This is a genomic window from Sphingobium sp. LMA1-1-1.1, from assembly GCF_040676365.1.
Classification (GTDB): Bacteria; Pseudomonadota; Alphaproteobacteria; order Sphingomonadales; family Sphingomonadaceae; genus Sphingobium.
In genome coordinates this window covers 1-13,328 of the sequence record NZ_JBEGHS010000004.1, presented here as the reverse complement: position 1 = coordinate 13,328, position 13,328 = coordinate 1, and the positions used below count along the sequence as shown (strand labels likewise).

General features: G+C 65.4%; 15 protein-coding genes, 1 tRNA gene and 1 rRNA gene. 11 read left to right on the top strand and 6 right to left on the bottom strand.

The genetic code is table 11. The features are described 5' to 3' along the window. Positions 1–26: 26 nt before the first annotated feature. Positions 27–569, bottom strand: coding sequence for a DUF721 domain-containing protein (locus MRBLMA1_RS06455; RefSeq protein WP_363735711.1), 543 nt, complete (start codon positions 567–569; stop codon positions 27–29). A 26-nt stretch (positions 570–595) separates the two neighbouring features. Between MRBLMA1_RS06455 and MRBLMA1_RS06450 the strand changes: the two genes are divergently transcribed. The 4 genes from MRBLMA1_RS06450 to MRBLMA1_RS06435 are packed head-to-tail and all read left to right on the top strand — an operon-like array spanning position 596 to position 4,776. Then, a complete protein-coding gene (locus MRBLMA1_RS06450; protein ID WP_363735710.1) occupies positions 596–1,675 on the top strand; it encodes an A/G-specific adenine glycosylase in 1,080 nt (359 codons plus the stop codon). After that, on the top strand, positions 1,662–2,597 hold the full coding sequence (gene nudC, locus MRBLMA1_RS06445; protein ID WP_363735709.1) for an NAD(+) diphosphatase: 936 nt from the start codon (positions 1,662–1,664) through the stop codon (positions 2,595–2,597). The genes MRBLMA1_RS06450 and nudC overlap by 14 nt, the downstream gene beginning before the upstream one ends. Positions 2,598–2,645: 48 nt before the next feature. Then, the gene (locus tag MRBLMA1_RS06440) at positions 2,646–3,992 is read left to right on the top strand and encodes a TldD/PmbA family protein (protein WP_363735708.1); all 1,347 of its coding nucleotides are present in this window, start codon (positions 2,646–2,648) and stop codon (positions 3,990–3,992) included. After that, complete coding sequence (locus tag MRBLMA1_RS06435) at positions 3,979–4,776, top strand: 3'(2'),5'-bisphosphate nucleotidase CysQ (protein WP_363735707.1); 798 nt, start codon at positions 3,979–3,981, stop codon at positions 4,774–4,776. The genes MRBLMA1_RS06440 and MRBLMA1_RS06435 overlap by 14 nt, the downstream gene beginning before the upstream one ends. Before the next feature lie 42 nt (positions 4,777–4,818). On the opposite strand, the gene MRBLMA1_RS06430 is transcribed toward MRBLMA1_RS06435, so the two are convergent. Next, complete coding sequence (locus MRBLMA1_RS06430) at positions 4,819–5,181, bottom strand: response regulator (RefSeq protein WP_363735706.1); 363 nt, start codon at positions 5,179–5,181, stop codon at positions 4,819–4,821. A gap of 77 nt (positions 5,182–5,258) precedes the next feature. Between MRBLMA1_RS06430 and MRBLMA1_RS06425 the strand changes: the two genes are divergently transcribed. The 5 genes from MRBLMA1_RS06425 to MRBLMA1_RS06405 are packed head-to-tail and all read left to right on the top strand — an operon-like array spanning position 5,259 to position 8,528. After that, positions 5,259–5,555 carry a DUF3572 domain-containing protein gene (locus MRBLMA1_RS06425; protein WP_133653048.1) on the top strand — a complete coding sequence of 99 codons (297 nt, stop codon included), beginning with the start codon at positions 5,259–5,261 and terminating at the stop codon, positions 5,553–5,555. Next, the gene (locus MRBLMA1_RS06420) at positions 5,552–6,223 is read left to right on the top strand and encodes an HAD family hydrolase (RefSeq protein ID WP_133653047.1); all 672 of its coding nucleotides are present in this window, start codon (positions 5,552–5,554) and stop codon (positions 6,221–6,223) included. Before MRBLMA1_RS06425 ends, MRBLMA1_RS06420 begins: the two co-directional genes overlap by 4 nt. Next, positions 6,220–6,681 carry a RidA family protein gene (locus tag MRBLMA1_RS06415; protein ID WP_133653046.1) on the top strand — a complete coding sequence of 154 codons (462 nt, stop codon included), beginning with the start codon at positions 6,220–6,222 and terminating at the stop codon, positions 6,679–6,681. The genes MRBLMA1_RS06420 and MRBLMA1_RS06415 overlap by 4 nt, the downstream gene beginning before the upstream one ends. Beyond that, positions 6,665–7,390, top strand: coding sequence for a glycerophosphodiester phosphodiesterase family protein (locus MRBLMA1_RS06410; RefSeq protein WP_363735705.1), 726 nt, complete (start codon positions 6,665–6,667; stop codon positions 7,388–7,390). Before MRBLMA1_RS06415 ends, MRBLMA1_RS06410 begins: the two co-directional genes overlap by 17 nt. Next, positions 7,383–8,528, top strand: coding sequence for a GNAT family N-acetyltransferase (locus MRBLMA1_RS06405; protein WP_363735704.1), 1,146 nt, complete (start codon positions 7,383–7,385; stop codon positions 8,526–8,528). The genes MRBLMA1_RS06410 and MRBLMA1_RS06405 overlap by 8 nt, the downstream gene beginning before the upstream one ends. 54 nt (positions 8,529–8,582) lie before the next feature. On the opposite strand, the gene MRBLMA1_RS06400 is transcribed toward MRBLMA1_RS06405, so the two are convergent. After that, on the bottom strand, positions 8,583–8,879 hold the full coding sequence (locus tag MRBLMA1_RS06400) for an SEL1-like repeat protein (RefSeq protein ID WP_363735703.1): 297 nt from the start codon (positions 8,877–8,879) through the stop codon (positions 8,583–8,585). Positions 8,880–9,064: 185 nt separating this feature from the next. On the opposite strand from MRBLMA1_RS06400, the gene MRBLMA1_RS06395 reads away from it, so the two are divergent. Further along, positions 9,065–10,339, top strand: coding sequence for a multidrug effflux MFS transporter (locus MRBLMA1_RS06395; RefSeq protein WP_363735702.1), 1,275 nt, complete (start codon positions 9,065–9,067; stop codon positions 10,337–10,339). 35 nt (positions 10,340–10,374) lie between these two features. On the opposite strand, the gene MRBLMA1_RS06390 is transcribed toward MRBLMA1_RS06395, so the two are convergent. Next, on the bottom strand, positions 10,375–11,991 hold the full coding sequence (locus MRBLMA1_RS06390) for an amino acid permease (RefSeq protein WP_363735701.1): 1,617 nt from the start codon (positions 11,989–11,991) through the stop codon (positions 10,375–10,377). A gap of 172 nt (positions 11,992–12,163) precedes the next feature. Here MRBLMA1_RS06390 and pgeF point away from each other — a divergent pair, with 172 nt between their 5' ends. Continuing rightward, positions 12,164–12,925 carry a peptidoglycan editing factor PgeF gene (pgeF, locus tag MRBLMA1_RS06385; RefSeq protein WP_363735700.1) on the top strand — a complete coding sequence of 254 codons (762 nt, stop codon included), beginning with the start codon at positions 12,164–12,166 and terminating at the stop codon, positions 12,923–12,925. Positions 12,926–13,100: 175 nt separating this feature from the next. Here the strand turns inward: pgeF and MRBLMA1_RS06380 are convergent. Together MRBLMA1_RS06380 and rrf are read right to left on the bottom strand one after the other, a co-directional pair. Continuing rightward, positions 13,101–13,177 (bottom strand) — tRNA-Met (locus tag MRBLMA1_RS06380). 63 nt (positions 13,178–13,240) lie between these two features. Next, positions 13,241–13,328 (bottom strand): 5S ribosomal RNA (gene rrf / locus MRBLMA1_RS06375); the annotation flags it as partial.

Sequence of the window (13,328 nt, the reverse complement as noted above, 5' to 3'; positions counted from 1 at the left end):
AAGGTGGTGATGGAGTAATTTTCCGATCAACTGATCTTGGGCAAACCGCTGCTGTTGGCAAGCCCCTGCGCCAGGGATTCCAGCACGGCGCGCAATTCGGGGTCGCCAATGTCGCGCAGGGAATCCCCCAGCTCGACCGGAATGGGCTTGAGATTGGCTGGCGGGGGGCGGCGTTCCGGTTCCCTGGGCTGGACCATGCCTTGCTTCATCGCGATCTTGGCGACGGCGGCATAGCCGAAGAAGCGGTTCACCCGCTCCATGATGTCGGGCAGCACATGCTGGATCATGGGCGCATGGCCGCTCATGACGGTGAGCTGCAATGTGCCGCCCGCCTTCTTGCCCGCCGGAAAGCGGATCGATTCGGGTTCGCTGATCGTCGCATAATGCGGGCCCACGATCTCCGCCCAGCGGGTGACGATGCTCGATTGCACGAAGCCGAACTTGCGGAAGGCGGCGGCGCCGATGGCGGGCATCAGGTCGGCGATCCGGCGGGGCGCGCCGACGCGCGGCCGGTCTTCCGCATCCGACTTGCGGCTTTTCATTTTGGGTGTCGGGGGGCGTTCCGTCATGGCTCTCTTAATGGCATAGGGGCGCCATGCGCGTCGAGGGCAACATCCAGAAAATAGCATCCGATCTGCTCGCCCATTATGACGTCCATGCGCGGCGCCTGCCCTGGCGCGCGCCGCCGGGGGCCAATGCCGCCAATCCCTATCGGGTCTGGCTGTCGGAGGTGATGTTGCAGCAGACCACTGTCGCGGCGGTCGCGCCCTATTTCGCCAGGTTCACCGAACGCTGGCCCGATGTCGCGGCGCTGGCGGCGGAACAGGATGCCGAGGTCATGGCCGCCTGGGCAGGGCTGGGCTATTATGCCCGCGCCCGCAACCTGCTGGCCTGCGCACGGGCGGTCGCGGACGAACATGACGGCGTGTTTCCCGACACGGAGGAGGGGCTCCGCGCCCTGCCGGGCGTCGGCGCCTATACGGCGGCGGCGGTGGCCGCCATCGCCTTCGGGCGGCGGGCCGTGGTGGTCGACGCCAATGTCGAACGCGTGGTTTCGCGCCTCTTCGCCATATCGACGCCTTTGCCGGCGGCACGCCCCGGGATTCGCGCGGCGACCGACGCGATCACGCCGGACCTGCGCGCCGGGGATTTCGCGCAGGCGATGATGGATCTGGGCGCGACTATCTGCACGGCGCGCAATCCCGCCTGCGGCATTTGCCCGTTGCGGGCGGATTGCGCGGCTTTCCGTACCGCAGACCCTGCCGCTTTCCCGGTCAAGGCGGCGAAGAAGGCCAAGCCGCACCGCCGCGGTCATGGCTGGTGGATCGAACGGCCCGACGGGCATGTCTGGCTGGTGCGGCGGCCCGAAAAGGGGATGCTGGGCGGCATGCGCGCGCTGCCCTCCTCCGAATGGAACGACGCGCCCGATCCGACGCCGCCGGTCGCCGGTGCCTGGCGCCAGGTGGCGGAACCAGTCGCTCATGTTTTTACGCATTTCTCCCTCGCATTGACGGTGCATCATGCCCATGTGGGGCAGGATGTGACGCCGCCCGGAGAGGGCGAATGGTGGCCAGTGGCCCGGATCGCGAAGGCGGGCCTGCCGACGCTGTTCGCCCGCGCGGCCCAGGCGGCCCAGACGGCGATGAAGGAGAAAGGGAAAGATGCACGGCTCTGACGCCCCCGGATCGCGGCTCATCGCCTTTGGCGGCGGACGACTGGACCGGGTCGACCATGTCCGCAGCAACCCTGTCCTGCTGGCGGAAGCCTTTGCATCTGCGCAGGCGCGCCGCGTCGTGCTGGACGGATTGGAACCGGTGGTGGTGGATGGCCATCTGGTGATGGAACCGCTGCCCACCGACGGCCTGATCGAACATCATGCGCTGCTCGGCGTGGATGAGTGGCAACAGCCGATCTTCGCCGAACTGCTGGCAGATGCGCCGGACACCCTGTTCGCCACGCCGCGCAGCCGGGCCTTGGCGGATGAGGTGCCGGGGCATGAGGTCGCCCTCTACGGTGCCGCGCGCAGCCTGCTGGCCTGGCATGCGCGGCATCGTTTCTGCTCGGTCTGCGGACAGCGCACGGCACCTGCCAAGGCGGGCTGGGCACGGCAATGCGAATCCTGCCGGGCGGAACATTTCCCCCGCGTCGATCCGGTGGTCATCATGCTGGCCGAACATCGCGGGCGCGTGCTGCTCGGACGGCAGCATGGCTGGCCTGCGGGGCGCTATTCCGCACTGGCCGGCTTCGTGGAGCCGGGCGAGACGCTGGAGGAAGCCGTGGTTCGCGAAATCCGGGAGGAAGCGGGCGTGGTCACCCGCTCCGTGCGCTATGTCGCCAGCCAGCCCTGGCCCTTCCCCTCTTCCCTGATGGTCGCCTGCATGGCGCAGGCCGATGACGACGCTCTGAAGATCGACGAAAATGAGATCGAACACGCCTTCTGGTGCGACGAGGTGGGCGTCCGCGCCGCAATGGCCGGGGAGGACGGTGCGCCCTTTCTCGCCCCGCCGCCGATGGCCATTGCCTGGCATCTGTTGCGCCATTGGCTGGATGAGAGGGGATCGGAAGGGCAGGTTGCCGACCGTGGCCCAAGCGCGTAAGGCCGCCCCTTCGCCCTGCATGTCCCCTTACAGGAAACGATCGATCCCATGCTCAGCCTAGAAGAAGCCCAGTCCCGCGCGCAGGATCTGGTGACTGCAGCGCGCCGGGCGGGCGCGGATGCGGCCGACGCCATCTATGCCTGCAACGCGTCGACCAACGTGTCGGTACGGCTGGGCGCGCTGGAGGATGTGGAACGGTCGGAGGGCGAGGAGATCGGCCTGCGCGTCTTCATCGGGCGCCGCTCCGCCAGCATTTCGGCGTCGGACATGAATCCCGCGACGCTGGCCACGCTGGTCGACCGGTGCATCGCCATGGCGGGGCAGGCGCCGGAAGATCCCTATGCCGGCCTTGCCCCGGAAGACCGGCTGCTCAGGAAGAAACTGCCCGCGCTGGACCTGACCGATCCGGTCGAACCCGAACCGGCGGACCTCAGGGAACGCGCCCTGATCGCGGAGGAGGCGGCACGCGCCGTGCCCGGCGTCACCAATAGCGAGGGCGGCGGCGCGGCGACCGGGCGGAGCCAGATGGCGCTCGCCACCAGCCATGGCTTTGCAGGGGCCTATGCGGGGACCAGCCATTCGACCTGGGCAAGCGTGCTGGCCGGCTCCGGCGCCGACATGCAGCGCGACCATGCCAGCCACAGCGTCCGCCATATCGAGGATCTGGACGATGCGGAGGCGGTTGGCAACCGCGCCGGGCATCGCGCAGTGGCGCGGCTCCATCCGGTGAAGACCGGCAGCGGCGTGATGCCCGTGATCTTCGATCCCCGGATCGGGTCCAGCCTGATGGGGCATCTGATCGGCGGAATGGTGGGCCCCGCCATTGCGCGGCGATCGAGCTTCCTGCTGGAATCGCTGGGCGAAGCGCTGTTCGATTCGGGCGTGACGATCATCGACGACCCGCTGCGGCCGCGCGGCTTGCGCTCGCGACCCTTTGACGGCGAGGGACTTGCCGTCGAGCGGCGGGCGCTGATCGACAAGGGCGTGCTGACCGGCTGGCTGCTGGACAGCGCCTCGGCACGGCAACTGGGCCTGCAACCGACGGGCCATGCCAGCCGGGGCGGCAGCGGCGCGCCGGGCGCGGGCGTCACCAATGTGCATATGGAGCCGGGCAAGCTGTCGCCCGGCGAACTGATGGCGGACGTGAAACGCGGCCTTTATGTCACCGAACTGATCGGCATGGGGGTCAATGGCGTCACGGGCGACTACAGCCGGGGGGCAGCGGGCTTCCTGATCGAAAATGGCGCCGTTGGGCAGGCGGTGTCGGAAATCACCATCGCCAGCAATCTGAAGGACATGTTCCGGGCACTGGTGCCGGCCAATGACCTTACCTTCCGCTATGGCATGAACGTGCCGACCATTCGTATCGACGGGATGACCGTTGCAGGCGGCTGACATTCCCTTGCGCGATGCCGTGGCCGCCGTTTCGGACGCGGCCGACCGGGCCCTGACGCTCTGGGCGGGCGGGGAAACCCGCGTGCGCCAGTGGGAAAAGGTGCCCGGCCATCCGGTGTGCGAGGCTGACATCGAACTGGACGCCATGCTGCGCGAACGGCTCTACGCCATCGATCCCGCGGCGGGTTGGCTGTCGGAGGAGACGGCCGACACCGTGCACCGGCTGAACCTGCCGCGCGTGTGGGTAGTCGATCCGATCGACGGCACGCGCGACTATCTGCGCGGGCGGCCCGGCTGGGCGGTTTCGGTGGCGCTGGTGGAACATGGCGCCGTGCGCTTCGGCATTCTCGCGGCGCCCGCCCGGAATGAATTGTGGATCGCGCAGGCGGGTGCGGGGGCGACCCGGAACGGTCGGTCCCTGCGCGCCGGGCCACGCGCCGTCCTGCCCGGTTCGCGGGTTCCGGCGGACCAGCTTCCCCGCCATGACCGCGATCTCGTCACCGTCGAAAAGCCCAACAGCATCGCTTTGCGCATGGCGATGGTCGCGGCGGACGAGGCCGACCTGGTCGCCACGGTGCGTTGGGGCAATGAATGGGACGTGGCCGCTGCCGCGCTGATCGCGGAAGAGTCCGGCGCTGTCGTCACCGATGCGCTCGGCAATCCCTTTTCCTTCAACCGGCCGCAACCCACTGCTTTCGGCTTGCTGTGCGCGGCGCCGGGGATTCACGCGGCCGCGGCGGAACGCCTGGCGCCCCGGGCGCGGAAGATATTGACGCGGGGGTAGAGGCGGCGCATCGGCCCCATCCGCAAGCCGCCCTTGCGCGCGTCAGAGCAATGCGTTCACCTGCTCCACAAAGCGCAGCACCGAGATCGGCTTCGACACATAGGCCTGCGCCCCCGCTTCCCGGATCCGCTCCTCATCACCATGGCCGGCATAGGCGGTGACCGCCATGACCGGCACCGACGATAATTGCGCGTCCTGCTTCAGCGAGATGATGAGGTCCAGGCCGCTGACATGCGGCAGATGGATATCGGTGATCACGAGGTCGGGATGGAACTCCCGCGCCTGGGGCAACAGGTCGCGCCCGTCCCGCAACGGCAGCACTTCATGCCCGTGCGCGCGCAACAGGTCGCAAAAAAGTTTGAGATTGAGTTCGTTGTCCTCGACAACGAGCACGCGCTTTGCCACCAGTCACCCGCGTTTGGAGAAATCCGCCAATATAATGGAAGCGCGTCCCCTAAACCCGCCCTTCGTTGAGATCAATCATGCGTCCCGACATTAACCATGGCAAGCAGCATAGTCCAAGCGATACGCGAGAGCCATCCGTACTGGCGCTGATGGCGCTGGCCTGGACTCTGGCGGATGATCGGCGCGCCGACCGGCTGCTGGCGCTGACGGGGCTGGATGCCGACACGCTGAGGGCGGGCGTGGCCGATCCGGCGATATTGGGCGCTGTGCTGGGCTTCCTGTCGGACCATGAGCCGGATCTGATCGCCTGCGCAGAGAGCATCGACAGCAGCCCGGGGGCGCTGATAGCAGCAAAGGAGCATCTTGCCGCATGACCCGGCCGTTGATCATCACCGACTGCGACGAGGTGCTGCTGCACATGGTCGTCCCCTTTCGCGAGTGGCTGGACGAGCAGCATGATATCCATTTCGACATGCATGACCGCGGCTTCAGCGAGGCGCTGCGGCACAAGGACAGCGGCCAGCCGGTGGAGCGCGCGCTGGTCTGGGAACTGCTGCTGGGCTTTTTCGAGACGCAGATGCACCGCCAGACGCCCATTGCCGGGGCGGTGGAAGCCATAGGGCGGCTCGGCCGGATTGCGGACATCATGGTCCTGACCAACATCACGGAGCGGCATCACCTCCAGCGCGTCGAACAGCTCGCGGCACATGGCCTTGATCTTCCGGTGCGCTGGAATCAGGGAGGCAAGGGGAAGTCGCTGGCCGCCATCCTTGCGGAGCGCGAACCCAGCGTCGCCCTGTTCATCGACGATCTGGCGGAGCATCATGCCTCGGTCGCCGATCATGCGCCCGGCGTCTGGCGCCTGCACATGGTGGGGGAGCCGCAGATCGCCGCCAACGTCCCCGTCGCGCCCATGGCGCATGCCCGAATTGACGACTGGGCCGTCGCCGAAACGTGGATCGCCGCCCGGCTGGCCGAGGGGCCCGCGCCGGCAGCACCGTCATATCAGAATATTCCGTCCGTCCAGGGAGCATCCTCATGAGCATCGAAACCCGGCTGAGTGAATTGGGCATCGCCCTGCCCGCTGCCGCCGCACCCGTCGCCGCCTATGTCGCGGCGGTGGAAGCCAACGGCCTGCTGCATATTTCCGGGCAGATATCGCTGTCCGAGGGCCAGTTGATGACGGGCCGGCTGGGCGAGGACCGCGACCTCGACTATGGCGTCAAGGCGGCGCGCGCCTGCGGGCTCAACCTGATCGCCCAGATGAAGGCGGCGCTCGGCAGCCTGGACCGGGTCGAACGGATCGTGAAGCTGGGCGCCTTCATCAGCAGCACGCCCGAATTCACCGACCAGCCCAAGGTCGCCAATGGGGCATCCGAACTGATGGTCGAGATATTCGGCGAAGCGGGCAAACACGCCCGCAGCGCCGTCGGCGTGCCGGTGCTGCCGCTGGGCGCGGTGGTCGAGATCGACGCGATCGTCCTTGTCCGCCCGGCCTGACGCCTATCCCTTCCTGACCGAGCGCCCCTTTGCCCATCGCGGGCTGCATGGCGGTCGGATCAGCGAAAACGGCATGGCGGCCTTCGCGGCCGCCATCGCCGGCGGTTTCGGCATAGAATGCGACGTGCGCCTCAGCCGCGACGGCGTCGCCATCGTCTTTCACGACTCGTCCCTTGAACGGATGACGGGCGAAGGCGGCGCGGTGTCGGACCATGATGCCGGGTCGATAGATCGCCTGATGCTGCCCGACGGCGGCGGCGTTCCCCGCCTCCGCGCGCTGCTCGACCTCTGCGGAACCGAAATTCCCCTGCTCATCGAGATCAAGGTGGACGGGCGCCATGTCGGCCCGATCTGCGCGGCGGTTGCCGACGATCTGGCGCGACGACCGAAGACATTGGCGGCGGTCATGTCATTCAACCCCCTCGCCATTGGCTGGTTCAGGCGCCGCCGGCCCCTGGTCGCGCGGGGCCTGGTGACCACGGACCAGGGCAGGCGCGGTTGGCGCGGCAGAATCGGGCGGGCCCTTGCACTTTGGGTGGCGAAACCCGATTTTATCGCCTGTGATATCCGCGACCTGCCTTCCTCTTCTGCCCATGATGCCCGCCGAAGGGGCCTTCCCGTGCTGACATGGACGGTGCGCGGAGAGGAGGAACGTGCCCGCGCCGCGCTGCATGCGGACCAGATCATCTTCGAGCGGTCCCATGACTGAATGCGTGGCCCGGCTGGCGCAGGGCGTGGCGGAATTGCCGCGCGACGAGTGGAACGCCTGCGCGGGCGACGCAAATCCCTTCATGAGCTGGGATTTCCTGACCGCGCTCGAACGATCGGGCAGCGTCGGCGGAAACAGCGGCTGGCAACCGCTGCCGCTGGTGATCGATGGTCCGGACGGGCAGATCGCCGCTGCCGCGCCGCTTTATGGCAAGAGCCATAGCCAGGGCGAATATGTGTTCGACCACGGCTGGGCCGATGCCTGGGAAAGGGCCGGCGGGCAATATTATCCGAAGATTCAGATCGCGGCTCCCTTTTCGCCAGTGCCGGGGCCCCGGCTGCTGCTGCGTGATGGGGCCCTCGCGCCGGCGCTGATCGCCGGGATCGAGGCGGTGGTGCAGCAGAATCAACTGTCCTCCGCCCATGCGACCTTCATAGCGCCCGAACAGGTGCCGCTGTTCGAGGCGGCGGGCTGGCTGATCCGGGAGGATAGCCAGTTCCACTGGACCAATCGCGGCTATGGCGATTTCACCGACTTCCTGGCCGATCTGTCGAGTGCCAAGCGCAAGAATATCCGCAAGGAAAGAGAAAGGGCGGTCGAGGGGCTGGATATCCTCCACCTGACCGGAGCGGCGCTGACGGAGGCGCATTGGGACATGTTCTGGACCTTTTACCAGGACACGGGAGCACGCAAATGGGGGCGGCCCTACCTGACCCGGGCATTTTTCTCCATGCTGGGCGAGAGCATGGCCGACCGGGTATTGCTGGTGCTGGCGCTGCGACAAGGGCGACCGATCGCCGGTGCGCTCAACCTGATCGGCGCGGATACGCTCTACGGTCGCTATTGGGGCTGTTCGGAAGACGTGCCCAATCTGCATTTCGAACTATGCTATTATCAGGCGATCGACATCGCCATCGCCCGCGGCCTGAAACGGGTGGAGGCAGGCGCGCAGGGCGGACACAAGCTGGCGCGCGGCTACACCCCGGAGCCGACATTTTCAGCGCATTTCATTCCCAATGCCAGCTTCCGCAGGGCCGTTGCCGAGTTTCTGGAGGCGGAACGGCAGGGCGTGCAGCGCGACCGGATCTGGCTGACCGAAAGGACACCCTTTCGGAAGGGCGAGGCGCGGCCGGACTGACGACAAAGATCAGCCTGGCTGCAAGGAGCCTGGCGGACCGCCGCGTCCCCGATTTCAGGCCGCGCGCAATTGCGTCGTGGCAATCAGCGCCCGCGCCTGCCGCTGCGCTTCGGCGATTTCGCGCGCCGACATTTCCTCGGCCACTTCGGCGCGCATCGCCTGCCCTTCCTCGCTGCCCTTGAGCGCAGCGAGATTGAACCATTTATGCGCCTCGATCAGATCCACCGGCATGCCGCCCGTGCCGCAGCTATAGGCGACGCCCAGATCGAAACAGGCCTCCGCAGTTTGGCCTTCTGCCCCGGCAAACCGGCTTTGCATCAGAAACTGCGCACTCTTCAGTCCATTGGCCATAACCGAATCCCCCTCATGGATTTCGACTTGTGGTTCTTGACGAGCAGCAGGCTGCACCGGCAGCGGATAAAAAATGGTTAACGCGCCGGATACCATGTGATGATGGCTCCGTTGAACCGATCCCGCGTCCGTCCGCGACGTGAAAAGGGTGGCGCGGTCAATGGATTGTCCCCATAGCCACCGGCATGACAGACCATCATGACATCAGCCGGATGCAACCGAAGAAGGACATCGCGTTTCGCGAATTCGTGATGCTCTGCGCCTGCCTGATGGCGATGAACGCGCTGTCGATCGATCCCATGCTGCCGGCCTTGCCCGATATCGGTCGAGATCTTTCGGTCCCTCACCCCAACGACCGCCAATTGATCATCAGCGTCTATTTCATGGGCCTGGGGGTTGGGTCGCTGCTGTTCGGCGTGCTGTCTGACCGTTTTGGGCGAAAGCGGGTACTCGGCAGCGCGATGGCGCTGTTCATCCTTTCCTCGATCGCCTGCGCGGGCGCGCACAGCTTTGCCGCCATGCTCGTCGGACGGGCCTCCGCCGGCTTTTTCGCCGGGGCCAGCCGGGTTATCACCGTCGGCATCGTCCGTGATCGGTTCAGGGGGGATGCGATGGCCCGCGTGATGTCGCTGATCTTCGCCGTGTTCATGCTGATCCCGGTCATGGCGCCCACTTTCGGCCAGGCTATCCTCTGGATTGCGCACTGGCGCTGGATTTTCTGGGCGCTAGCGATCCTGGCGACGCTGATCCTGCTGTGGATGGGAATGCGGCTGCCCGAAACGCTGCTGCCGGAAAATCGCCTGCGGATGAGCGCCGGCTCCATTTTCCGCACGGTCGGCACGATCGTCCGCACGCGGGCGTCAATCGGCTACATGTTGGCGAGCGGCGTCGTGATGAGCGGCCTGATCGGTTTCATCCTGTCGGTGCAGCAGATATTCTTCGACATATTCGCCGCGCAGAAGATTTTTCCCTTCGCCTTCGCGGCCATCGCCGGCAGCATGGGCATCGGCAGCCTGCTCAACAGCCGCCTTGTCTCGCGCTTCGGCGCGCGGCGGCTGAGCCAGACAGCGCTGCTATGCCTGGTGTCCATCAATGTCGTACACCTGACCGTGATCCTGGCCGGATTCGAAACCATCGTCAGCTTCATGGTCCTGCAGTCAGCAACGATGATGACCGTCGCCTTCACCGCATCGAATTTCAGCGCGATCTCGATGGAACCCTTCGCAAAAGGCGCCGGCGTCGCCTCCTCCTTCCAGGCATTTCTGACCACCGCCGTGTCCAGCACGCTGGGCAGCCTGATCGGCCAGGCCTTCAACGGGACGACATTGCCGCTGACCTTGGGGCTGGCGGTGTTCGGCTCTATCTCCTTCCTGATCGTCGCCTGGGCGGAGCGAGGGAAGTTGTTCACGCGCCCCCATCATGGCGGTCTGCGCGATCCGGAATTCGAGCCGCTGCATTGAAAAAGGGGGCGGTGTGATCCGCCCCCTTTGATCGATCAGGCGTCCCGGCCGCCCGGCGTATGCGCGCCCGGCAGCGGCGGCACGGGTTGAGGCGGGATGCCGCTATCCTGCTCATGCGTTTCAACCAGGCCGCGCCCCACGTGGCTCTTGCGATAACCATAGATGAAATAGAGCACGAGGCCGATCCCGCCCCAGATCGGCAGGACAAGCTGGGCATCGATCGGCAGGTTGAAGAACAGGAAGACGCAGCCAAATGCCGCAGTCGGCGCGATCACCCACACCAAAGGCGTGCGGAAGGGGCGAGCGCGGCCCGGTTCCTTCACGCGCAACACCAGCACGGCGAGACACACCATGAAAAAGGCGAACAGCGTGCCGGAGTTGGAGATGTCGGCCAGCTGACCCACCGGCAGTAGCGCGGCGCCGATCGCGACGAAGATGCCCGTCACCATGGTGACGATATGGGGCGTCTTGAACCGGGGATGGATGCTGGCAAGCTTTTCCGGCAGCAGACCGTCGCGCGCCATCACGAAGAAGATGCGGGTCTGACCGAACATCATCATCAGAATGACTGAGGGCAATGCCAGATTGGCCGCAAGGCCCAGGGCATTGCCGACCACCGTCCAGTTGATCTCGCGCAGCACATGGGCGAGCGCTTCGTTGGAGCAGACCAGATCCTTGGCATGGGCCGCCATGGCGCAGGTGGCGGCAAAGCCCTGCGATCCGGGCGCGACGACCGATCCATCCGGGCCGAGCACGGGCTGCGCCCCGATTGCGCCGATCGCGCCGGCAGCCACGAGCAGATAGAAGATGGTGCAGATCGCAAGGCTGCCGATCAGGCCGATGGGCACGTTGCGTTGCGGGTTCTTGGTTTCCTCCGCCGCGGTCGACACCGCGTCGAAGCCCACATAGGCGAAGAAGATGGACGCTGCGGCGCCGACTATGCCCATGCCGCTGGTTCCAGCGGGACCGAACCAGCCATTGGGTGCGAAGGGCGAGAAATTGCCGGTGTCGAGCACGGGAAGCGTCAGAATGATGAAGGCGGTAAGCGCGGACACCTTGATGGCGACGAGCACGGCATTGACGCGCGCGCTTTCGGTGGTGCCGATTATCAGCAGGGCCGTGACTGCCAGCGCGACGACTATGGCGGGAATGTTGATCACGCCGTGGGTGAAGTCAGCATGTGGGATCAGGCCATTCATCGTCCAGACCGGCCCCGCCGAGAGCGCCTGCGGCAATTCGAGTCCCGTGATGCTTTTGAGCAGCCCCATGAAATAGCCGGACCACCCCACCGAAACGGCGCTGGCGGCGACCGCATATTCGAGGATGAGCGCCCAGCCCACCATCCAGGCGAGCAATTCGCCGACGACGGCATAGGTATAAGTGTAGGCCGAGCCCGACACGGGAACCATTGAGGCGATTTCGGAATAGCAGAGCGCGGCGAAGGCACAAACAGCGCCCGCGATCACGAAGCTCCACATCATGCCTGGCCCGGCCTTTTGCGCGGCGGCGGCGGTCAGAACGAAAATACCGGTGCCGATAACCGCGCCGACACCCAATAGCGTCAGTTGAACCGGCCCCAGCGTACGGACGAGAGCTTTCTTCTCAGCCGTGGCCAATATGGCATCCAATGGCTTTATGCGCCCGAAAATCATTGTGGAGCCCTTTATCTTTGAAGTCTTTTGCCCAGACGGCCGTTGCGGCCGCTCTCCTTTTGTGATGGAGTGGAGACTATCGCCTAATCTGCGGCGCGCAAGTATGTTGCGCATTCGGGACATGGTCCAAAAGCGCTCCCGCCTCCCCCTGATGACCCCAAAGGAGTGAATTGTGGTAGAATTGCTGCGAGCAGCGAGTTTGAGCGATACGCTGCATGGCTTCGCCGGGCGGCGCGGCGGCGTTTCGACCGGGGTTCATGCTGGCCTGAATGTCGGACTTGGCTCGGAAGACGAACGTGACGCGGTTCTGCGCAACCGGGATCTTGCGCGCGACGCCCTGCTGCCCGGGGGTGCGCTGGTAACGGTCCACCAGGTCCACTCACCCGATGTGGTCACAGTCACCACGCCCTTTGCCATTGACGAACGCCCGTCGGCCGATGCGATGGTGACGGATCAACCCGGCCTGATATTGGGGATTCTCACCGCCGATTGCGTTCCCGTGCTGTTTGCCGATGCCTCGGCAGGGATCGTTGGTGCGGCGCATGCGGGCTGGAAGGGCGCCCTGGGCGGTGTCACGGATCGGACGATCGATGCGATGGAGGCGCTGGGTGCAGCGCGTGACCGGATCACATGCGCGATAGGGCCATGCATCGGCCGTTCGTCCTATGAGGTGACGCTGGATTTCGCCGAACGCTTCGTGGCAGCAGATATGGAAAATGATCGCTTTTTCTCGGCTGGCCGCGAGGGGCATTGTCAGTTCGACATCGCCGCCTATGTCGCTGCCCGGCTGGCGGGTGCGGGGGTCGGCCAGGTCGAGCTGCTGGACGAGGATACATATGGGCAGCCAGAACGCTTTTACAGCTATCGCCGTGCATGCCACCGCGGAGAACCCCATTATGGCCGACAGATTTCGATGATAGCGTTACGGGCTTGAAGAAGCACGCAAGTAGCCGGCCGTACACGCTATCTGCGGCAAGCCAGCGTCAATGGAATGGGTTTGAGAATAGCTTGCAGCAATGAAAATGGGCCATGTCCAACCTCGACCGAAATTAATGGTTTCGAGGGTTTGACCGGAATGGCGATCCAACTGCGAAGAAGATTGCGGCCTCTGGTTGCGGGAGTAGGATTTGAACCTACGACCTTCAGGTTATGAGCCTGACGAGCTACCGGGCTGCTCCATCCCGCGACACTAGAGATCGCTGCGGAGGCCGCAAATATTGTGGATGGGTATTGAAGCGCGAGCTGTAATGCCTGGCGACGCCCTACTCTTCCGGGGCTTGAGCCACAGTACCATCGGCGCAGACTGGTTTCACGTCCGAGTTCGGGAAGGGATCGGG

Excerpts from the sequence above, each read along its gene's own strand:
- MRBLMA1_RS06415 (WP_133653046.1), top strand. The coding sequence starts at position 6,220 with ATGAGCATCGAAACCCGGCTGAGTGAATTGGGCATCGCCCTGCCCGCT.
- MRBLMA1_RS06405 (WP_363735704.1), top strand. The coding sequence starts at position 7,383 with ATGACTGAATGCGTGGCCCGGCTGGCGCAGGGCGTGGCGGAATTGCCG.
- MRBLMA1_RS06400 (WP_363735703.1), bottom strand. The coding sequence starts at position 8,879 with ATGGCCAATGGACTGAAGAGTGCGCAGTTTCTGATGCAAAGCCGGTTT.
- nudC (WP_363735709.1), top strand. The coding sequence starts at position 1,662 with ATGCACGGCTCTGACGCCCCCGGATCGCGGCTCATCGCCTTTGGCGGC.
- MRBLMA1_RS06395 (WP_363735702.1), top strand. The coding sequence starts at position 9,065 with ATGACAGACCATCATGACATCAGCCGGATGCAACCGAAGAAGGACATC.
- MRBLMA1_RS06450 (WP_363735710.1), top strand. The coding sequence starts at position 596 with ATGCGCGTCGAGGGCAACATCCAGAAAATAGCATCCGATCTGCTCGCC.
- MRBLMA1_RS06440 (WP_363735708.1), top strand. The coding sequence starts at position 2,646 with ATGCTCAGCCTAGAAGAAGCCCAGTCCCGCGCGCAGGATCTGGTGACT.
- MRBLMA1_RS06420 (WP_133653047.1), top strand. The coding sequence starts at position 5,552 with ATGACCCGGCCGTTGATCATCACCGACTGCGACGAGGTGCTGCTGCAC.
- MRBLMA1_RS06390 (WP_363735701.1), bottom strand. The coding sequence starts at position 11,991 with ATGATTTTCGGGCGCATAAAGCCATTGGATGCCATATTGGCCACGGCT.
- MRBLMA1_RS06455 (WP_363735711.1), bottom strand. The coding sequence starts at position 569 with ATGACGGAACGCCCCCCGACACCCAAAATGAAAAGCCGCAAGTCGGAT.
- MRBLMA1_RS06425 (WP_133653048.1), top strand. The coding sequence starts at position 5,259 with ATGCGTCCCGACATTAACCATGGCAAGCAGCATAGTCCAAGCGATACG.